Source organism: Anaerosporomusa subterranea (assembly GCF_001611555.1).
Classification (GTDB): Bacteria; Bacillota; Negativicutes; order Sporomusales; family Acetonemataceae; genus Anaerosporomusa; species Anaerosporomusa subterranea.
In genome coordinates this window covers 184843-206161 of sequence record NZ_LSGP01000017.1, presented here as the reverse complement: position 1 = coordinate 206161, position 21319 = coordinate 184843, and the positions used below count along the sequence as shown (strand labels likewise).

The 21319-nt window shown below is 49.0% G+C and carries 19 protein-coding genes; 15 read left to right on the top strand and 4 right to left on the bottom strand.

The window, feature by feature from the left end; all coding sequences use genetic code 11:
* Nucleotides 1–121: 121 nt before the first annotated feature.
* Together AXX12_RS08495 and AXX12_RS08490 are read right to left on the bottom strand one after the other, a co-directional pair.
* A complete protein-coding gene (locus AXX12_RS08495) occupies nt 122–1045 on the bottom strand; it encodes a DUF6612 family protein (RefSeq protein WP_066240950.1) in 924 nt (307 codons plus the stop codon).
* Nucleotides 1046–1401: 356 nt separating this feature from the next.
* Nucleotides 1402–2058, bottom strand: coding sequence for a flavodoxin family protein (locus AXX12_RS08490; protein ID WP_066240947.1), 657 nt, complete (start codon nt 2056–2058; stop codon nt 1402–1404).
* Between the two features lie 115 nt (nt 2059–2173).
* Between AXX12_RS08490 and AXX12_RS08485 the strand changes: the two genes are divergently transcribed.
* From AXX12_RS08485 to AXX12_RS08435, 12 genes are all read left to right on the top strand, one after another.
* The gene (locus AXX12_RS08485) at nt 2174–2539 is read left to right on the top strand and encodes a winged helix-turn-helix transcriptional regulator (protein ID WP_066240944.1); all 366 of its coding nucleotides are present in this window, start codon (nt 2174–2176) and stop codon (nt 2537–2539) included.
* On the top strand, nt 2536–4605 hold the full coding sequence (locus AXX12_RS08480; protein ID WP_066240942.1) for a DNA topoisomerase III: 2070 nt from the start codon (nt 2536–2538) through the stop codon (nt 4603–4605). Before AXX12_RS08485 ends, AXX12_RS08480 begins: the two co-directional genes overlap by 4 nt.
* Nucleotides 4606–4622: 17 nt before the next feature.
* On the top strand, nt 4623–6470 hold the full coding sequence (atoS, locus tag AXX12_RS08475) for a two-component system sensor histidine kinase AtoS (RefSeq protein WP_066240939.1): 1848 nt from the start codon (nt 4623–4625) through the stop codon (nt 6468–6470).
* Entirely contained in the window at nt 6464–7837 is a 1374-nt protein-coding gene (locus tag AXX12_RS08470; RefSeq protein WP_066240934.1) for a sigma 54-interacting transcriptional regulator, read from the top strand. Before atoS ends, AXX12_RS08470 begins: the two co-directional genes overlap by 7 nt.
* A gap of 186 nt (nt 7838–8023) precedes the next feature.
* Nucleotides 8024–9442 (top strand): short-chain fatty acid transporter, encoded by a 1419-nt coding sequence (locus AXX12_RS08465; RefSeq protein ID WP_066240932.1) that lies wholly within the window; start codon nt 8024–8026, stop codon nt 9440–9442.
* A 166-nt stretch (nt 9443–9608) separates the two neighbouring features.
* The gene (locus AXX12_RS19260) at nt 9609–9764 is read left to right on the top strand and encodes a hypothetical protein (protein ID WP_156478613.1); all 156 of its coding nucleotides are present in this window, start codon (nt 9609–9611) and stop codon (nt 9762–9764) included.
* Between the two features lie 68 nt (nt 9765–9832).
* Nucleotides 9833–10141, top strand: coding sequence for a (2Fe-2S)-binding protein (locus AXX12_RS08460; RefSeq protein WP_066240929.1), 309 nt, complete (start codon nt 9833–9835; stop codon nt 10139–10141).
* 2 nt (nt 10142–10143) lie between these two features.
* Nucleotides 10144–11244, top strand: a complete 1101-nt coding sequence (locus tag AXX12_RS08455) for an NAD(P)/FAD-dependent oxidoreductase (protein WP_066240926.1) — start codon at nt 10144–10146, stop codon at nt 11242–11244.
* Nucleotides 11234–11746, top strand: coding sequence for an NADH-quinone oxidoreductase subunit I (locus tag AXX12_RS08450; protein WP_066240923.1), 513 nt, complete (start codon nt 11234–11236; stop codon nt 11744–11746). The genes AXX12_RS08455 and AXX12_RS08450 overlap by 11 nt, the downstream gene beginning before the upstream one ends.
* A complete protein-coding gene (locus AXX12_RS08445) occupies nt 11739–12023 on the top strand; it encodes a (2Fe-2S)-binding protein (RefSeq protein WP_066240920.1) in 285 nt (94 codons plus the stop codon). Before AXX12_RS08450 ends, AXX12_RS08445 begins: the two co-directional genes overlap by 8 nt.
* Nucleotides 12020–13198 (top strand): NAD(P)/FAD-dependent oxidoreductase, encoded by a 1179-nt coding sequence (locus tag AXX12_RS08440; protein WP_066240917.1) that lies wholly within the window; start codon nt 12020–12022, stop codon nt 13196–13198. Before AXX12_RS08445 ends, AXX12_RS08440 begins: the two co-directional genes overlap by 4 nt.
* A 73-nt stretch (nt 13199–13271) precedes the next feature.
* Entirely contained in the window at nt 13272–14720 is a 1449-nt protein-coding gene (locus AXX12_RS08435) for a sodium:solute symporter family protein (RefSeq protein WP_066240914.1), read from the top strand.
* 94 nt (nt 14721–14814) lie between these two features.
* Here the strand turns inward: AXX12_RS08435 and AXX12_RS08430 are convergent, their stop codons facing one another.
* Nucleotides 14815–15306: a superoxide dismutase family protein gene (locus AXX12_RS08430; protein ID WP_066240912.1), complete on the bottom strand. Its 492-nt coding sequence runs from the start codon at nt 15304–15306 to the stop codon at nt 14815–14817.
* Between the two features lie 152 nt (nt 15307–15458).
* Here AXX12_RS08430 and ytaF point away from each other — a divergent pair, with 152 nt between their 5' ends.
* The gene (gene ytaF, locus AXX12_RS08425; RefSeq protein WP_231881844.1) at nt 15459–16085 is read left to right on the top strand and encodes a sporulation membrane protein YtaF; all 627 of its coding nucleotides are present in this window, start codon (nt 15459–15461) and stop codon (nt 16083–16085) included.
* Between the two features lie 170 nt (nt 16086–16255).
* On the opposite strand, the gene AXX12_RS08420 is transcribed toward ytaF, so the two are convergent.
* Nucleotides 16256–18565 (bottom strand): PAS domain S-box protein, encoded by a 2310-nt coding sequence (locus AXX12_RS08420; RefSeq protein WP_066240909.1) that lies wholly within the window; start codon nt 18563–18565, stop codon nt 16256–16258.
* Nucleotides 18566–18798: 233 nt separating this feature from the next.
* Here AXX12_RS08420 and AXX12_RS08415 point away from each other — a divergent pair, with 233 nt between their 5' ends.
* Together AXX12_RS08415 and ftsH are read left to right on the top strand one after the other, a co-directional pair.
* Nucleotides 18799–19251 (top strand): MarR family winged helix-turn-helix transcriptional regulator, encoded by a 453-nt coding sequence (locus tag AXX12_RS08415; RefSeq protein ID WP_066240906.1) that lies wholly within the window; start codon nt 18799–18801, stop codon nt 19249–19251.
* Between the two features lie 16 nt (nt 19252–19267).
* A complete protein-coding gene (gene ftsH / locus AXX12_RS08410; protein WP_066240904.1) occupies nt 19268–21118 on the top strand; it encodes an ATP-dependent zinc metalloprotease FtsH in 1851 nt (616 codons plus the stop codon).
* The last annotated feature ends 201 nt before the right edge of the window (nt 21119–21319 follow it).

Here is a 21319-nt window from a genome sequence, read left to right as displayed (position 1 = left end):
CTTTGCGAAGGCCCGGATCTATAAGAAGTTAAAAGCCTCTTGGAATATATTCCCATTAAATTGCCTTGCAGCATCAGAAGGTAACTCACAATCTTGCTTTTCCGGTCATTTTGAGCTGCATTTATTCACTTTCTTTAGGAGCTACCTTAACTGCCGGTTTCATTTCTTTTGCATTATCTCGCACATCTTGAGGAATCTCTATGGGATCTACCTGATTATATTTCGAATACGTTATCTGCATAGTTAATGTCGATTTTGTTAAAAAACCTTCGATTTCCGCTTTACTCTTTGGATTGGTTATATCCAAAAACAAGCCTACCCCTTTTCGAATCGGTTCTGTTAAATCCATATCTATTTCTGTTACCATCTTAGTCACTTTATCAACTTTAACATTGTATTTTATATTGCCAGCAGATAACAACCCAAGCCGTCCTGCCGCAATCGCTCTCAACATATCCTTATCCTGCACAGTATTTAGTTTGACAGCCTCACCAATAGCATCACTTATTTGCATAGTATCCAACGTTACTTCCATATATTTGTAGGATGGTGTTTCTCTTTTCAACTTCACGGATTTCATCAACTGCAACATTTTCATCTGGGCAGTGACCTTTTCATCTGCTGAAGGTTTTTTGGTCATAGAAGGATCAAGCGGCAGGATCTGTTTGATCCATGTTTCATTATGTAACGAATAGATCACTAGATTGCCTTGATTTTCTTCTAGATACTGCTTTATCAACATTGTATTTTCTTTATTCTGTACGTCACGATAGAAAATGTTCATATCGTGCTTAAGGCTTAGCGGTTTCTCCCGAGCTTCCCCATTGATTGTAGTTTGTATTTCTCCCATCGGGGTTTCAGCCTTAATCGTTAAGTCATAGTGTAAGCTGGTTACATCCATCATATTTATATATACATCACTCAAATACGCCTTTTCCGGTGGTAGCTTTTCAACAGCAAAAACAGACGAACCGTTCATTGCCACAAACAGCAATCCCCATACCAAAGCAACTCCCCAATTGATCTTTCGCAAAAATCCCATCATAGTATCAAACCCCCTTTAATCAATTCCTCGGCAACCATACATTACCAGTATAAAATATTCAAACATGGTTTACAATCCAAGATGTCAAGACAGTTAGGGATATTTCTGAGGTTTATAAAATAAAGAATGACCGTAAGCTTACTAACTTAAGGTCATTCTTTTTTAAATTAATAGTCTTGATGAACCGCTCCATGAAGCTCGTTATCAGCCATCGATCTCTCAGTCACTTTAATGGACTTACGACATCATACCCACTTCTTTGGTCGTAACGTCGCCCTAGTAGCCTGTTTTCCAGATTTGTAAAGCGTATGACGAGAGATCGAACAGGACACCAGTTTGGAGAAAACAAGCTGCGGCTACCCCGCAACTCCCTGTGTTGCGAAGCGCACTCCCATTTCGAAAGCCTTTTGGCAGTCATTGGGAAACTCCTCTTGGCGTCTTTTGGCCTTATCCACTTCATTAAATGCTGTAACAACATATTTGGAGTAATCGGGAAATTGATAGGTATCATAAGAAAATAGCGATTCTGGTGTTCCAAAGAGCCTCGCCAGTGACATCTCAGTCCGAGTGAAAATATGATCATAACCAAATTCTTTCGCCCTGCTCTCGCTCACATTCATGGTGTATATAAATCCGAGCGATATCTTCTTCGTAAAAAGAGATGTATAATTTGCATCATATACTAAGTATGGAAATGCCATCCGCTCAATGAATGACCTCATTTCACCAGTTACATCGCTAAAGTAAATTGGCGAACCAAGAATAACCGCATCGGCGTCTTCAATCTTTTGCAAAACAGGCGTTAAATCATCCTTAAACGCACACTTGCCATAGTTTTTTCCATCTTTCAATTTGCAGGCAAAGCAGCTTACACATCCTTTAAAATTGAGATTATAAAGATGGATGAGCTCAGTATTCGCCCCTTGTGAAGCAGCCCCTTCCAGGGCTTTTCCCAGAAGAGTTGAGGTATTCCCATTTTTTCTCGGACTCCCGTTAATAGCGATCACGTTCACAAACAGACCCCCATTATCATTTTATTCTTGCTTATTACTCACAAATTATATAGTATTTTAGTAAAAAGAAAAGTATGCACTTTTTTGGTAGATACTATACAAGAGGAGAGTAATGATGACAACATGGCCGAGAACCGAATGCAGCTGTCCGATCAACTATACACTAGCCGTTGTCGGCGGTAAATGGAAGTGGCTTATACTTTATCGACTGTCTGAAAACGGAGTGCTGCGATATGGTGAACTGAAAAATACATTACCCTCGATTACGCATAAAATGTTAAGCCAGCAACTAAAAGAACTAGAAGCTGATCATTTGTTGCATCGGGAAGAATACCATCAGATTCCGCCTAAGGTAGAATACTCGCTAACAGCAAAAGGAAAAACATTACTCCCAATACTGGAGTGCATGGCTGAGTGGGGAGAGAATAACAAACCGCCGGAAGTTGAAGTAATAGATATAGAATTGAGGAATGAACAATGAAATCACTCGTACTGGCAGAAAAGCCAAGCGTCGCCCGTGAAATTGCCCGCGTCTTGAAATGCACCACTAAGGGCAAAGGCTTTATCGAAGGGCCGAACTATGTGGTAACCTGGGCGCTGGGCCACCTTGTCACCCTGGCTGAGCCTGAGGATTACAATAAGGCCTATAAAGAATGGCGTCTCGAAGACCTGCCGATGCTGCCGACAACCCTAGACCTAAAAGTCATTAAACAAACGTCATCACAATATTATGCAGTCAATCAACTGATGAAGCGATCTGATATCAGGGAACTGATCATTGCGACTGACGCTGGACGTGAAGGCGAATTAGTCGCGCGCTGGATCATGGCGATGGCGAAGTGGAAAAAGCCCTTTAAACGACTTTGGATATCTTCACAAACCGATGCCGCCATTCGCGAAGGGTTTGCATCCTTAAAGCCGGGAACAGCCTACAATAATCTCTACGATGCAGCTGTTTGCAGAGCAGAAGCAGACTGGCTGGTTGGACTCAATATTACGCGGGCCTTAACTTGTAAATACAATGCCCAGTTAAACGCCGGCCGCGTCCAGACACCGACCCTGGCGATGATCGTCAACCGGGAAACCGAAATTCAAAACTTTGTCCCCCAGGACTATTGGACTGTCCAAGCCCAATTTAGCGATTACTTTGGCGACTGGCGCGATGGCGGCGGTAATAGCCGTCTCTTTGATATTCAGCAGGCTCAAGCCATTGCCGCTAAGCTCAAAGACCAAGCTGGCGCCATTAAAGATCTGACCACACAGGCTAAGAACGAACCGCCGCCCTTGGCCTATAATCTAACCGAGCTGCAACGCGATGCGAACAAACGCTATGGCTTCTCCGCCCAAAAGACCCTCTCCGTACTGCAAGGACTGTATGAGCAGCACAAGCTAGTGACTTACCCGCGCACTGACTCGCGCTATATCACGACAGACATTGTGCCAACTTTGACCGCCAGACTGCGCGGCATTGCCGTCGGTCAATATGCCGAGCTCGTTAAACCGCTATTGCAAAAGCCACTAGCGCCAACCAAACGTTTTGTTGACAACTCAAAGGTCACTGACCATCATGCAATTATCCCCACTGAGCAACCCCTCCAGTTATCGGCGCTCAGCACAGATGAGAAGAATCTGTACGACCTGATCGCCAGACAATTTATCGCTGTTTTATATCCCCCCTATCGCTATCAACAAACCACTCTGGTTACGACCGTCCAGGGAGAGAGCTTTTATTCGACAGGCAAAGTGGAGCTAGAGCGTGGCTGGCGGGCCGTCAGCATGCGGCAAGCCGAGCCAAGCGAACACTCTGCTGATCAGTTCCCCGACCAGAAGCTATCTGCGCATAGCAAAGGTGAGCGTGTTCAGGTCGCGAACTGCAAAGTGAACAAAGCCAAGACTAAACCGCCGGCTCGTTATACAGAGGCGACTCTGCTGACAGCGATGGAAAGCCCCGGCAAGTTCATTGCTGACGAAGAATTGCGCGAATCGATCAAGCAAGGCGGCTTAGGCACAGTCGCCACTCGCGCCGAGATTATCGAGAAGCTAATTCACACCAGCTATATTGAGCGCCAGGGAAAAGAACTGGTGCCAACCTCCAAAGGCAAACAGCTCATTGGTCTGGTCGCCAAAGACCTTAAGACTCCAGAGCTAACCGCCCAATGGGAGCAATCGCTGACCAATATCGCCCAAGGCAAAGAGCAACGCACCAATTTCATCGCTAGAATCAAGGACTACACAGTAGCCATTATCAAAGAAACCATCGCCGATACAGCAGCCTACAAAGCGGACAACATCTCAAAGACGAAATGCCCGCTCTGCGGCAAATATATGCTCCTCGTCAACGGCAAACGCGGCAAGATGCTTTCCTGCCCTGACCGCGCCTGCGGTCACCGACAACCGGAAAAGGAAAATGCCTTCGGCGGACTACGAACATCAAAACACGAAAGCCGCATCAACCAAAAGTTAATCGAGCAATATAGCGACAAAAGCCCTGTCGGCAGTAATCTCGGCGATTTATTCAAACTCGCCCTAAGTAAAAAAGAACAATAAGTGTAAAAGGGGCAATCATGAAAGACTTCTTAGCAAAAAGTTTACGCAGAAGGCTGATTCTTCTCGCGCTGATTATTGTCAGTGTCCCTATTCTCGTCGCCGGATTGGTTATGGAGAAAAGCGCAGAACAATCGCTTTTGGACGAGAAAAAAAATAAGCTGGCGGCAATCGCTTATATTGTAGATGTCAATCTTGGTGAGGGCGGTTTTGACAAGATTTTATCAGAGCGCGGAGCACTTGGCGCCTCGCGGCAGCAGAAGATCGAAGTTCTAAATCAGGCACTCACCGGTTTAACTGATTCACTTGCATTGTCTGCTCCGGGCTTAGGGGTCGGTTTCTATTCGAGAGACCTTGATGCAATAATCACCTATAGCCCATCAGACAAATTCGGCTACACCGTAGGCCAGTCGATCGGCGATACTCACCCCGGTCGTGAGGTCATGGAAACCAATGAGCTTCATGTGGAATTTGGTTCATTGGTGCGCGGCAACATTTTGAACGCGATGCGGCCGCTAGCTCGTGACGGACGAGTCATCGGCTATATTTTTGTCAACGAATTGACTGGTGATATTCACAGCCAAGTCGCACAAATGGACAGAGGGTTAGTCATTGCTGTCGCAATCGGGCTGACATTAAGTATTCTACTGATCCTGCGGGTAACAGAAGATATGGTCAAAGATGTGCAGACAGTCATCCGAGGCCTGCGGAAGTTACGATTTAACCTCCACGAGCCAATCACGGGCGTGAGCGGCGAACTGGGCGAAGTAGCCTCGACCATTAATGACATGGCGTCCGCATTGGGAAATGCCAGGACATTGAGCGAGAACATCATGGACAGCATTGGCGACGGAGTCATATCGGTTGATACCGTTGGGAACATAACAGCTTTTAATCGAGCTGCGGAAACGCTCACCGGTTACGGAGCTGTTGAAGCAATCGGCAAACACTATGGCGACTTATTTGCCGAGGATGCAAGCTTTCATAGCAGATTGCTGGATACCCTGCAGACAGGACAGGCGCATTTTGAAGGAATGATGGAATACCCAGTCAAGAATAAAAAGTTGTGGATATCTGTCACTAGTTCGGTGCTTAAAGATATTGACGGAAATATTTTGGGGGCGGTCACTGTTTTTAAGGATTTGACCGAACGTAAGCAACTGGAGGATCAGGTTAGTCATGCTGACCGTCTGGCCATTCTCGGCGAGTTGATGGCCGGCGTGGCTCACGAAATTCGCAACCCTTTGACAAGTATAAAAGGATTTCTGCAATATTTTCAAAATGCGGGAAGCGCCGAGGAGCGGGCGCAATATTTGCCCATGCTCATTGGCGAAGTCGATCGGATGAACCGGATTATTGAGACAATGCTGTATTTCTCCCGGCCTTGCCAGAAGGTCGTGGTGCAGACAGATGTAGCCCTTGTATTACAGGAAACACTATTTTTAGTACAAAGTCGGGCAAAAAGTCACGGAGTTCGATTCGAAGTGGCGATCGAGCCGAATGTACCACTAGTTAATCTAGATGGAGAGCAGTTTAAACAAGTCTTCCTCAATTTATTGATCAACTCGCTGCAGGCGATTGACCATGAAGGAAAAATCACGGTGAGCGCGCAATATCTCCCTGACACGGATGAAGTAGAGATAACGTTTTCCGATACAGGCCCTGGCATTCCTCCCGATATCAGGGAAAAAGTATTTGATCCCTTCTTTACAACTAAGCAGGCCGGTACCGGTTTGGGCTTAGCAGTCACGCAAAGGATCGTTATCGCCCAGGGTGGAACTATCGATATCGGCGACAACCCTGGCGGTGGCGCTTTAATCCGAATAGTCATACCCCGCGCAGGCAGCAAGGAGGATACTATATGTTGACAGGAAAAATATTGGTGGTTGATGATGAAGAAAGTGTACGCGCAATGTTGCGGGTGGTACTGCGCAGTGAAGGCTACGAGGTACTCGAAGCAGATGACGGAGAACCGGCATTAGAAATTTTCAAGCGCGAGCAGCCCGATATTGTCCTGATGGATATCCGTATGTCTAAAATGGATGGAATGACGGCATTTCGCGCCATGCGTAAACAGGGAATAAATGCAACAGTAATCTTAATGACAGCGTTTGCCGCTGTTAATGCAGCCGTAGAGGCAATGAAGGCGGGAGCTTATGATTATGTTATCAAACCGTTTAATATTGATGAACTAAAATTATTGCTGCGAAGGGCGTTAGACAACCGGCGCTTAGCTGTCGAAGCCAATCTGCTGAGACAAGAACTAACTTCCCATTATAACCTGCATAACGGACTGACAAACTCTCCAGAGATGAAAAAGGTTTACGAGATGGTGGCCAGAGTGGCGCCAACCCAAGCTACCGTACTGATTACAGGCGAAAGCGGAACAGGAAAAGAAGTCCTGTTTAACGCCATTCATTATAATAGTCAGCGGGCAAACGGGCCGCTAATCAAAGTGAATTGCAGCGCCTTGCCGGAACAACTTCTCGAAAGCGAGCTGTTCGGCCATGAGAAGGGATCTTTTACGCATGCAACATCCCGGCGTATTGGCAGGTTTGAGCTTGCTGACAAGGGTACGCTGTTTCTTGATGAAATTGGCGAAATGCCGCTGGCAATGCAAGTCAAACTGCTAAGAGTACTGCAGGAAAAAGAATTTGAGCGGGTAGGAGGCAGTCAAACCATCAAGACAGACATCCGCATTATCGCAGCTACCAATCGCTCACTATCCGAGATGGTCGCTCGCGGCGAATTTCGGCAAGATCTCTTCTACCGTCTTGCGGTTGTCACGGTAGAGATTCCGCCGCTACGGGAACGGAGAGAAGATATTCTCTTGCTGGCTCGTTTGTTTCTCCAAAAAATAGCTAGAGAAACCGGGCGGGAGATGGATGACTTTGACCCTGAGGCTCTGGCTATTTTAGAGAGGTATGATTGGCCGGGCAATATCCGTGAATTGTCCAATGTGGTGGAAAGAGCAGTGATTATGAGTACTGGCCGGATGATATTCCCTGAGGATCTGCCGCCGCAGTTACTGTCCAGAGATACTGAAGAAGTCGCACCTTGGCAGGAAAAAAGCCTACGGGAGATTATTAAGGAAACTGAATCCAGAGTGATCAGAGAGATGTTAGCACGGAATAAGGGAAACCGGATGAAGACGGCGAGAGATTTGGATATGAGTCGAAGAGCTTTGCATTATAAGATCGAAGAGTATGGATTGCAGACCGAGGGAGAGGAGTGACTGGCGAAACAATAGGCGTTGTGTGTAAAAAGTAGGCGCTTAACGCTCAGTTCCTTTGGGAAAAAAATAACGTTAATAGGCGAAAGACCGGCAAACCGTGCAGGAATAAATCTTGGCACGGTTTTTGCTATGTAATTAGCCAGAAGCACTTTTAAATAAAGTATTAATCAAAGGAGAATTGATCGAATGCAGACAAAAAAACAATCCACAAAATCAGAAGTCGAAGGAGGTTTAATGGCGCGGTGGGGAGCCTCACTAGCAGATTGGAGCGAACGCTGGTTTCCTGACGCCTACGTCTTTGCCGCTATCGCTGTTGTCATCATCTGTGTTGCTGCCCTGCTGGCTGGGCGTACTCCCTCCCAGATATCCGTTGACTTTGGCAAGTCTTTTTGGGGGTTAGTTCCGTTTACCATGCAAATGGCGTTTGTCGTCATTAGCGGTTACATTGTAGCTGTATCGAAACCAGTTAAAAGACTGGTGCGTTATCTCGCTCTTTTCCCCCAAACCCCGAAGGTAGCAGTAACTTATGTGGCATTCATGGCTATGGTTGCCTCGTTGTTAAGCTGGGGCTTCAGCTTGATTTTCGCCGGCATTTTGACGCGCGAAGTTAGCAAACGCGTTAAAGGCATTGACTATCGCGCCATGGGCGCTGCTGCGTATTTAGGACTGGGCAGCGTCTGGGCGCTAGGCTTGTCATCTTCCGCAGCACTACTGATGGCCACCAAAGGCTCTATTCCTCCGGCATTGTATAAAATTAGCGGCACAATCCCGTTGCAAGAAACCTTATTTACCTGGCAAAACCTTGTCATGATTGTTGTCCTGATCGTACTCTCCTGCTGGATTTGCTATGTATCCTGCCCTTCTGCCGAAAGAGCGAAAACAGCCGAGATGGCTGGCATACGATACGCAGAAGATACCGATGATGAAGTCGGTACACCGCAAACCCCGGGCGAATACTTGGAATATAGCCCAATCCTCACCATTCCCATCGTCCTCTTAGGTCTTGGCTACCTTTATCATGTATTCTCAACCCAAGGCGGCCTGGCAGCTCTCGATTTGAATGTGTATAACTTTATGTTCCTGATCCTCGGCATGTTGCTGCATTGGACTCCGAAAGCATTTCTTAAAGCAGCAGCTAAGTCTGTGCCCATGGTGGGCAGCGTTCTCTTGCAATTCCCGCTCTATGCCGGCATATTTGGTGTGCTGATGGGTTCAGGTCTGACCGATGTTCTCGCGCATTTCTTCGTGTCAATTTCGACTCATGATACGCTGCCGGTAATTGTCGGCATTTACTCCGCGGTTCTTGGCCTCTTCCTGCCTTCCGGCGGCGGCAAATGGATCGTCGAAGCGCCGTACATGCTTGAGGCGGCTAATCAGTTGCACGTGAACCTGGGCTGGATTGTACAGGTATACAATGCGGCAGAAGCATTGCCTAACTTCATCAACCCCTTCTGGATGTTACCGCTTCTAGGGCTTACCGGCGCTAAAGCCAGAGACCTGGCAGGATATTCAATTTTGCAGTTGATGTTCCATACACCTGCCGTTCTGATCATGCTGTATCTCCTGGCAAAAACATTGCCCTATATTCCGCCGATTATGCAATAGCAAGAATTCGTAAAAGGGCTTGCGGGGATTCCCCCGTAAGCCCTTTTGCTACTACTATGTACTGCGACCTAATTGTTACGCGTGTCTGGTTTATTAGCCAGTTCAATCTTTCGCCTTATCGGCGCCTATATAGGCGCTTTTTTTGCATTCTTCCCCAGGCAGACAATTGAAGCGGCTAGAATTCACCACGTCCGTTAAAGTGGCAATCAACCTGAGCGGATTCCTGGTCGACGACGTTAGACTGCCGTTGGTATATCCGGGCGAAGCCGACTTGGGTAAATTGCGGGATGTGATGACAAAAGCCGGCATCGAAGTGGCATAACGATTAGGAGAGGTAAATAAGATGTAAGTATACGGCATAAACACGGTTTTTCATAAGGGAGTGAGAGAGTGAGAGTAAAGGAACATCCCATACTCAGCAGTTTGGATAGAATACCAGTGGTGGAGATCATTGTAGACGGCATCGCCGTTCCTGCCCGGGAAGGCGAATCAATCGCCGCCGCCCTGATGGCGTTGGGAAGGCTAAAACTCCGCCATACCCATAAAACCAGCTCGCCGCGAGGCGTATTCTGCGGTATCGGACGCTGTACTGACTGCGTCATGACTGTGGATGGGCAGACGAATGTGCGAACCTGCGTTACCCCGGTACGCGCCGGCATGATCGTGGAAACCCAAAACAAACCAGACAAGGGGGAATAAGCGTGCGCCAAGCAGATATTATCATAGTCGGCGCAGGTCCGGCGGGACTCTCGGCGGCAGTCGAAGCAGGCCGTCTGGGCGCTCAGGTCGTAGTGGTCGATGAAAATGCCAAGCCAGGCGGACAGTTGTTTAAGCAGATTCACAAATTTTTTGGTTCACGCGAACACTTAGCCGGCATTCGCGGTTTTGATATTGGTCAGGAACTCTTGGCTCAGGCTCAGCCTTGTGCCCAGATAAAGCTTAATTCTACGGTATATGCAATTTATCCGGATAAGCAGGTTGCCCTGATTGCCGATGGAGTGCATCAGGAGACAATCCGGGCCAAAAAGGTTATTTTAGCGGCGGGCGCTTCCGAAAACGTTCTGGCATTTCCTGGATCCACCCTGCCTGGGGTAATGAGTGCCGGCGCTGTGCAGACCATGATGAATGTGTATCAAGTGCTTCCGGCAGAAGAAATTCTGATGATCGGCAGCGGCAACGTCGGCCTGATCGTCAGTTATCAGATAGTGCAGGCAGGCGGCAAAGTGAATGCTCTGCTTGAGGCCGCACCGCGGATCGGCGGCTACGGTGTTCATGCCGCCAAAATTAGTCGGGCAGGTATTCCCATTCTAACTCGTCACACGGTTCAAAAGGTGCTAGGCGAAGAGCACGTTGAAGGAGCCATTGTTGTCCAACTAGATGATAATGTGCAGCCGGTTCCTGGCTCGGAGCGTATGATCGCATGCGGGGCAATCGCGATCGCCGTTGGCCTGACTCCCTTAACAGAACTTGCCCATTTGGCTGGCTGTCAACTAACCTTCATTTCCCGGCTGGGCGGAATGCTACCAGTGCATGATGACAACATGGAAACAACCGTGCCAGGCATATACGCGGCAGGCGATTTAACGGGAGTGGAAGAAGCCAGTAGCGCTATGGAGGAAGGCCGACTCGCCGGCATCGCTGCAGCCGAGGCGCTTGGCTATATTGATGCCGGCGCAGCGGCAAAGCGTAAGGCCCAGGTATGGGAACGGCTGCATATGCTGCGCAGCGGTGACTTTGGCAGCTACCGGCGGCAAATGAAAGAAGAGGTCATCGAGAAGGGGAGGATTTTCCATGCAATCTAGCCTGGCAACCGATGGTTATCTGTCCGGCGATGAACTATCCACAGTCTTACCCTCTCAGGAACGAATGGAAAAGGGCCCGGTCGCGGTGATCGAATGTATTCAAGATATTCCCTGCAATCCCTGTGAGGCAGCGTGTCCATTTCACGCCATCAGCGTCGGACAGCCTATCACCTCTCTGCCACAACTCGCCGTAGACAAGTGTTCCGGCTGCGGAGCCTGCATCGCCCAGTGTCCTGGCTTAGCCATTTTTGTCGTCGATGCTTCTCTGTCTGGCGAAATGGGTACTGTACAGATGCCGTATGAATACTGTCCTGTCCCTCAAGCCGGTGAATTTGTGATAGGGCTAGATCGCAGCGGTCATGCGGTGGCCGACGCGAAAGTGCTGAAAACAACCGTATCGCCAAGGGCTGACAAGACGGTTGTTGTAACCATTGAAGCGCCAAAATCAACCCTGAACATGATTCGCGGCATCCGGGTGAAAGGCGGGGAAGAACATGGCTGATGATATATTAATTTGCCGTTGCGAAGAAGTATGCGAGCGGAAAATACGGGAGGCTATTGCTGACGGCGCAACCACCCTTACCGGCGTTAAGCGGCGGACGAGCGCAGGCATGGGATTGTGTCAGGGACGGACTTGCCGCCGTCTGATCAGCGCGATGCTAACGCAGCAGGCCGGCATAGACCCGGCAAACCTTGAGCCTCCAACCACGCGACCGCCTGTACGCCCAGTGAAGGTCGATACCCTACTGACTGCAAAGGAAGGCAGGATAAGACCATGAATATAGCGAGAACACAACCTGGAGAAGTTGTCATTATCGGCGCCGGAGTAATCGGCTCAGCCATCGCCTACTACTTGACGAAACACGGAATCAAGCCCCTGCTGCTAGATCAATGCGATGTTTGCAGTGGCTCATCTGGCGCCTGTGATAAGGCCATCAGTATGCAGTCGAAGAATCCCGGGCTGCATCTTTCCATGGCCATGGAGAGCGCGGCCATGTTTCCGGGACTGGGTGAAGAACTGGATGATGATATAGATTACGGATCCAGTGGCGGCATGATTGCCATCGAAAACGAGCAGCAAATGGCCATCATGGAAAACTTCGTCGCCAGACAGCAAGCACTCGGTCTACCGGTTGACTTGCTCTCTATCGAAGAAGCGCGGCGGCATCAGCCGGCGTTATCCCCTTCCCTGCTTGCGTCAACCTATAGTCCGGCTGACGCAGAGGTCAGCCCGCTGAAGCTGACTTTCGGCTTCGCGAGAGCGGCCAGAAAGTTAGGCGCCATCATTCATACCGGGGCGAAGGTGACAGATATTGAATCAAGCGGCGGCCGGGTCAGCGGCGTTGTAACTAGCAAGGGCGCCTTCCGCGCCGATATTATCATCAACGCCGCCGGCGCGTATGCACCTTTTATCGGCAGACTCGTCAGCCTTGAGATACCGATTAAACCCCGTCGCGGTCAAATCATCGTTACCGAAGCCATGCCGCCAACCATTTTCGGCACACTCTGGAGTGCCCGCTACATTGTTGCCAAACACACGCCAGATCTGATACGACAAGAAGACCCCCAAGCGGCAGAACTAGGCGTCGGGCTGTCCCTAGGCCAAACGCAGGAAGGAACTCTGCTCATTGGCGGCACGCGTGAGCTTGTTGGTTACGATTCGAGTACGACGCCAGAAGCTTTATCCACGATCTTACGTCATGCTGTCAATATCGTCCCTGGGCTGAAGAATATTCATATCATTCGGGTATTCTCCGGATTGCGTCCGTACACTCCAGATGGCATGCCCATTCTCGGCCCGACTGAATTGGCAGGATTCCTGATGGCTGCAGGACATGAGGGCGACGGCATTGCTCTGGCGCCGTTAACCGGCAAAATGATGGCCGACTATGTAGCCGGTGGCATTGAATCCCCCGCGATACAGAAACTTCACTTAGAAAGGTTTGCTCAGTAAGCGCTTTTCCCGTTATCCCCACGGCATCATTCGCAAGTTCTCTTATTTCAGTTTTAGAAAGGAGTGTTTTTTAGTGAGCTTAAGTGTCGGTATTTGGGTAATTACCGTGCTTGTGTGCCTACTTTTTGTTGGAATCTCCTTAAAGGTAAAAGGCGAAGCTACGGCTTCCTTTGCTAACTACGCCATTGCCGGTGGCACCCTGCCTCTTGTCTTCATCTTCTTCACAGACTTTGCAACGATCATGGGTGTTGGCAATTTTGTCGGGCACACCGGCAAGGGCTATACCGAAGGTCTAAGCTGGCTTTCCTTTATTCTCGGGGAGCAGGGCTCCAAGATTATTTTCGGTCTGGTTTTCGCCGGTTTCGCCGGCAAGTTTACCTACAACACCGTGGCGGAAATGTCTGACGACCTCTTTTTCCGCGATAAATGGACCCGGGCTCTGGTAGGCTTCCTGTCTTCCATCATTATGATCTCCTGGGTGGCCGGTCAAGTTAAAGGCTTCGGCAACGTTTTCAACGTGGTTACCGGGGTTGATCCTCTTCCCATCATCATTTTCTTCTCTGTCATCTTTATCACCTATACCGCATTGGGCGGCATGTATTCCGTAATCTGGATCGACCTGTTTCAGGGGGGTATCGTGCTGGTTCTTGCTTCTGTTTTCTACTACATCACCTTCACCAACATCGACTTCAGTCTTGCGGTCCTGGGCCAAAAATTAGCTGCCGTGGGCAAAGGGGACCTGTTCAGTTTCAGCAAGGTTAATCCAGTGATCATGGTTACCAACTTTGTCACGGCCAGTGTAGGAATCTTGGCTGCCCAGATATACTGGCAACGCTGCTTTGCCGCCAAAAGCGGCTCCATAGCCCGCCGGGGGATTGTAATCAGCGGCTGCCTGGCTCTGCTCTTTTGCTGCCTGTCCGCCCTGACCGGCATGACCATTCTTACCCTGCAACCAGGGCTGGCTACAGATAACGTCATTCCCTGGTACATGAACAATCATCTGCCCGTTTGGCTGGGCACTATCATCTTCGCACTCATGCTGGTGGCCGGCATGTCTGCAGCCGACGCCAACTTGAATTCTGCGACCGTCTTAATTGTCAACGACCTCATCAGGCCTTTCCGTCCCGAGCTGAATGACGCGCAACTCGTCAAACTGGCTACCTGGCTCACAGTCGTTGTCGGCATTTTCGCCTGCGTGGTGGCCATGCAAGCCTCCACTATCATGGGTCTCTTCGCCAAGGCTTACGGCATGGTGGGAAGCGGCTTGGTACCCCTGATCATTTTGGGCCTCTTATGGAAAGAGCGTAGCGGAGAAGCCCATGAAATGGGGAAAAAGAACAGCAAAATTACGCCTTGGGGCGCTCGCCTGGGAATTATCTCCGGCGTCATCCTGAGCCAGATCACTGAGTTGGGGCCCAATCGCGTCTTGATCGCCATCACCATTAACTTTGTGGTCATCTACGTCGTTTCCCTTCTCACCCAAGATCGCTCTGCTTCCACACCTCAATCAGTAACTAAATAAAGAAGACTTCTCGGAGAGGGTTTTACACTTCCCGGCTCTACCCTACCAGGAGTATCATAAATCAGATAAGCCCCCAGCCGGGGGCTTATCTGATTTATCGGCAACCGCTGCATAGCCGGATAACCCCGCAGGCCAGTCGCTTGCCAGAGTTCCCTGCAGGCTGGCTGCGGTAATCATCTGGATTCTGATGAATGATGACAGTCTTATCAATCACGTCTTCAACTGAGAAGCGGTCTGTGAAGAAATGCATGATTGCCACACCATGATTTGAAAATAGAACGGGAAAGTCGCCAGCGTGATTACCGTGGGGCTGATTTGTTGGATTCCAATGACCGCCCGCCGATGTAAACGGGTCTGCTGCATGGGCTGACTCACAGCTAGCTCCCTCGTGGATGTGAAAGCCATGCGGCCCTATCGGTTGACCGTCCTTCCCTGCAGCTCTATATGCTGGTAAGCCACAAATTTCTGCTTCTATCCAGGTGCCGCCCCGAACGTCAAAAAAGCAAACCCGGCCGGTTAGATTTGGCGCCAGTTCACTGCCGCACATCTCTGCACAGGCAGCCCTGCAGGATATCTCCATATTCATCGACTTCCTCTCCTTCACACTCCTTCTTTCTATATTTTATGTAGTCTTTATGATGATTGTGTGTAGAAAAGTAGGCTCAGCACCTTCTCAGCAAATATGCCATATAGTATCAACGGCTATACAGTATATCCGAGGAGGTGTCCTTTATACAAATGCTATATGTTATACTTTTGGGGTTTGCAGTAAGCTTTGACGCACTCCTAGCCGGAGTTGCTTATGGAGTAAGGAAAATTACCGTACCATTTAGTTCGTTGCTGGTCGTAGGAGCTGTGACTGCTGTATGCACAGCGGTCGCGATGATTGCCGCCCAGGGAACTGGCATGTTGATAGCTCCGCAATCGGCCGTCATGATCGGCGCGTTCCTGCTGTTGCTGATCGGTCTGTGGAGCGTATTTCAAGAGTACTTGATCAAACGGCTAACTCCAAGGCGATCAGATGACCTTCCCCAACTACGTATTAAGCTGGGAAAGCTTATCGTCAATATTCTTGCCGATCCTGAGGCCGTTGATATAGACCACTCCCGGTCAATCAGTCCATCAGAGGCGATTTTTCTCGGCCTTGCGTTAGGCTTAGATAATATGGTGGCAACGTTTGCCGCAGAATTGCTCGGAGTACTTCCCCTCTATACACCGTTAGTGATGGCCGTTATTCAGATGGGGTTGATTTGGAGCGGGATTACCTTTGCCAGTCGCTTACTCCCGGAAAGCGTGAAAGAACGCTTCCCCTACCTGCCGGGAACCCTGTTGATCATCATGAGTGTCCTGCGTATTGTCAAATAAAAAAGGCTGGAAACGCAATCACTTAGGGGCAGACCCCGGTGCCAACGCTCTCCCTGAACAATCGCAGAGGTTACTAGAGGGTCGTTTAGTACGATGAACACGAGCGCCACTAGCGGTACACTAGCGACACAAACGGATCGCCTAGTAGTATCATAGTGGCGCTCGTGCGTTTAGTGGCGTTCGCGCTTCGTTTCGTCTATGTCCAACACGTCGCTAAAAGCAACACAAACGGTTGTCCCTTGCGACGAACTCTGTATCCCCATCTTCGCACCGTGTCTCTCCGCGATGCGAAAACAAACCGGCAAGCCCAATCCTGTGCCAGTCTCCTTTGTAGTTACAAAAGGCGTCCCCAACTGCTGCAAGATCTCGTCAGGTATGCCCGATCCGGTGTCTTGCACCTCGAGAACGATGGCTTGGCTGCTAAGATAAGTCCTGATGGTGAGCCGGCCGCCGCCTTGCATCGCTTCCAACCCATTGCGCGTCAGATTTAAGATCAACTGTCGCACTTGTTGGGGATCGAACTCATTATCCGGAATATCTCCGGTCCTGACTGCAGCTTCATGACCCATACGTAACGCATCAGCTTCAATCAGCGGGAACAGTGAGCGGATAATGGTGTTTAAATTGCCGCGTTTCCGATCAATCGCCTTATTCTTGGCGAGCGACAGAAATTCACTGATGATCGCATTGGCCCGATCGAGTTCTTCGATCATTGTCGTCAACTGTTCCCCATATTTGGCGAGTTCTGCCCGTCTTTGAAACATCTGCAGATAGCCACGTACCGTAGTCATCGGGTTGCGAACCTCATGGCCGATGCTGGCAGCCATCTCGCCGACCAGATTGAGGCGGTCCAGTCGTTGCATCTCCGCCTCTAGTCTCCTTTCTTTGGTTATATCTTGAGCTGTATATATCCGGCATAGTTCATCATGGAGAGTAAGTAATGAAGTCGATGCTAGTAGGGTAACGATCTTTCCGGATTTCGTTCTCAAACAGAATTCGAAGCTTTGAAGGTTCCCTTTCACTCGTATCTCTCCTAGCAAAGACTCTGCTCTCTTGTGATCTTCGGCCCACAAATTGAGTTTCTGAAATGTGTGTCCTACCAACTCGTCGCGTGTGTACCCGATAACATCCAAAAGCCGCTGGTTCACCTCGACAATCTGATCATTAGCTGTCCTGACAATACACATCATAGCCCCATTGCCGTGGAATGCCTTATGGAAGCGTTCCTCCGACTGGCGCAAAGCTTCCTCAGCCTGCTTGCGCTTAGTGATATCCTGGGCAATCGTCAACAGCGTTTCAATCCGCCCCTGTTCATCTGTTTCCGGCAGAACTTGAACATGATAATAGCCAGTTGCACCTTGCGCATCAGGTAATTCCACATCGCCTGCTACAGCCTGGCCAGTCCGCAAAACCTTCTCGAATTCGCGTTGCCAGGATCGATATAAGGTCTGGTTGATGCCAATTTCCTGCCATGTCTTATCCATGACCTGTTCAGCGTTGACCCCAAAATCCGTTTCCACTGCTGGGCTGACATAGATATGGCGAAAGTCCCTGTCATAGCGGCAAATCACCATCGGAATATTCTCGATCAAGGTCCGATACTGCCGTTCGCGCCGTCTCAGTTCTTCTTCCAGGCGTATCTTATCGGTTATATTCCGCCAGGTAACCGCGATCCCGTCATCCAGTTTGATTACGTTGGCGCCGCATACCCCATCAAGTGAGGCTATTCCCATTCCGGAGTAACTAATCGCGTCTATCTTCAGAGGCTCTCCTGTCTCGACCACCTGACAGTATTGTTCGAACAGCGAAGCTGTTCCAAACCCCGTGTATAAATCCAGCAGCCTGCGTCCGCTATAGTCTTTCTCGCTGACACCGGTTTCCAAGCAACCCGCCGTATTGATATATTCATGGACAAAATCGATGATCTGTCCTGCAGCACTGCGTTCAGCCCGCAGAATAGCAAAACAGTCTGGTGAATTATCAAAGCATTTTTTGAAGCGATCTTCCCTCGCCCGGGCAAGCTCTTCTTGCATCCGCTTATGCTCGGTGATATTGGTAAAGACGACAGCTACCATGCCGGGGCCGGGTGTATAAGCGTTTGCCAATAACCATCGGTCTGCAAGCGGCGAGTATTCCTCAATAGTCAAGGGCTGACCGGTTTTGACAATCTGCTCATACTTCTCAAGCCAAGCGGAATTCACAATAGGGCTTAGCTCAGAGAGGCGCTTGCCAATAACTTGCTCACGCCTCCAGCCGAACTGCCGTTCATAGGCCGGATTGGTGCTTAGAATGCGGGCATCGACGACCTTACCTTGACTGTTAACAATCATTTCGTACAGCACGAAGCCTTCATTCATCGATTCGAAAAGTTGTCGAAATTGTTTATCCTTCAGATTGTCACAGAAGTCCTGCGGGTTAGGAGAAGCTATCGAAAACGATTTCCTCGAGCGATCTCCCCGACCCCATTTCCCGATTTGCATACCCGCGTACCTCCATGCTTCTTTTTAACAGCCTCGTCATTGCTATTTATCAGAAATATTTGTAAAATCAACAACAACTTTCGACATCAGCACTTAGTTTCCTGCCGAAATCTGGCAGGAATCGCGCATTACTATTACTATTAGCTACTATGATTGACAATTTTATCTATATAACATATTATATATATTATATAGATAAATTGTTAGAGCTTTGTAAATCATTGGAGGCCAACATGAACAGCATGGTTTTTAAAAAAGAAATGTGGGACTTCTTACGAACGATTTCGGAATATATGGATAGTACGTTTCGTCCGATTGTCGAAGAGCAAGGTTTGACCATGATGCAGACCCGTATTCTTGTTGAAATTAAACAAATTGGACATCATACAGTAGGAAGCGTTGGCACCGCAATTGGCCTTGCCAGCGGCAATGCCTCTGCTATGTGCAAGAAATTAGAAAAATTGGGGCTTATACAACGTATTCGAAACCCAGAAGATGAACGCTGTGTAAATTTGACGCTCACTAATCTTGGCGTCGTAACAGTTCAAAAAATCGGCGATGCTCTAGAAGCAAAATATGGCTCCTTTTTGGAGAATAAACCAGAAGATGAGTTCAGAGCGGTTATTGCCGGAATGAAAAAGCTCAGTTCGTTTATTCAGGAAATGAGCGAACTGAGCCATAAGTAAATGGAGGAAAAGCTTTATGGAAGAACAAAAGGCACCGAAAAAGCCGTTGATTTATTATTATGTTGTAACTATGCTAATTCTCATGGTTCTAAATGCTTTAGGCTTACCGGGATTGCTACAACAAAAGCCTACCGAGGTAGATTACGGTACTTTTCTCACGCAAATTAGCAGCGGAGTTGTCAAATCGGTAGAAATCCATGATACGCAGATCGTATTTGTCGTAAAAGACGAATCTGGCAAAGACAGCGCGTTTCTAACAGGCCGGATGAACGACCCTGAGTTGGTCAACCGTCTGCACAATGCGGGCGTCCAATTCCATCAAGTTATTCCCAGAGAAAATTCACCCTTACTAAACTTTCTCTTAACCTGGATACTACCGATTATCTTCTTTGTTGGCATTGGACAACTCTTTGCCCGTCAAATGCAAAAGCGCATGGGTGGCGGTATCAATGCCATGACCTTTGGCAAGAGCAATGCGAAAATCTATGTGAAAGCGCAGACTGGCAAGACGTTTGTTGACGTAGCTGGCCAGGATGAAGCAAAAGAAGCGTTGAATGAGATTGTCGATTTTCTGCACAATCCTGACAAATATGCTGAAATTGGCGCAAATCTACCAAAAGGGGCGCTGTTGGTCGGCCCTCCCGGCACAGGTAAAACTCTGCTGGCACAGGCGGTTGCAGGCGAAGCCCAGGTCCCGTTCTTCTCGATATCTGGCTCGGATTTTGTGGAAATGTTTGTCGGCATGGGTGCTGCCAAGGTGCGTGACCTGTTTAAACAAGCCAATGAAAAAGCGCCGTGCATTGTCTTCATCGATGAAATTGACACGATTGGCAAAAAACGTGGCAACGGCGGCATTGGTGGCAATGACGAACGCGAACAGACCTTGAATCAACTATTGACTGAGATGGACGGCTTTGACGGTAAAAAGGGCGTTGTCATCCTCGCTGCTACCAATCGACCGGAAAGCTTGGATAAAGCGTTGCTCCGCCCCGGCCGGTTTGACCGCCGGATTCCGGTGGAACTGCCGGATCTCGCTGGCCGTGAAGCGATTTTGAAGGTACATGCCCAGAAGATTAAGATGAACCAAGATATTAATTTTAACGCTATTGCCCGAGCAACCGCTGGCGCTTCAGGCGCAGAGCTTGCCAATATTATCAACGAGGGTGCTTTGCGTGCTGTCAAATGTGGCAGAACACTTGTCAGCCAAAACGATCTGGAAGAAAGTGTCGAAGTGGTCATTGCAGGCTATCAGCGCAAGGGCGCGGTCATTGCTCCTAAGGAAAAGGAAATTATCGCTTACCACGAAATTGGCCACGCACTAGTAGCAGCAAAGCAGTCCGACTCTGCACCTGTGCATAAAATCACTATCATTCCCCGTACCTCTGGCGCACTCGGTTACACCATGCAGGTAGAGGAAAGCGAACACGTGCTGATGAGCAAAGAACAGGCTTTCAACAAGATCGTCACCTTTACCGGCGGTCGCACGGCAGAAGAGTTAATTTTTAATACCTTTACCTCTGGCGCAGCCAACGACATCGAACAGGTGACAAAGATCGCGAGAGCGATGGTGACACGATTCGGTATGAGCAAAAAGTTTGACATGATGGCTCTAGAAACAGTCAACAATCAATATCTTGGCGGCGATGCATCTCTGGCCTGTTCATCCGAGACAGCAACCAAGATTGACGAAGAGGTTCTGGCCATTATCAAGCAGGCACACGAAAAAGCAGCCGAAATTCTTAAAGACAACATAGATAAACTGCACGAGCTGGCTCGCTACTTGTTAGAAAAAGAAACCATTACCGGCGAAGAGTTTATGGAAATTCTCGCAGGCGAGCAAAATCCCCAGTCGGCGCTTAACAAGTAAGAAAGGCCGCTAGCGGTTGTGGAGTACGGGGCGCCGTTAACCGCAGAGTACGCAGAGTATGCGGAGGGTCCGATGAGGGTTACTGGCCTTTATTTTCCAGATCAGCTGGAAGGGTGAAACCGTAGCCCTCTGCAGTTCCCTCTGCGAACTCTGCGTACTCTGCGTACTCTGCGGTTAAGCGTAACCCGTCCTTTCCCTCTC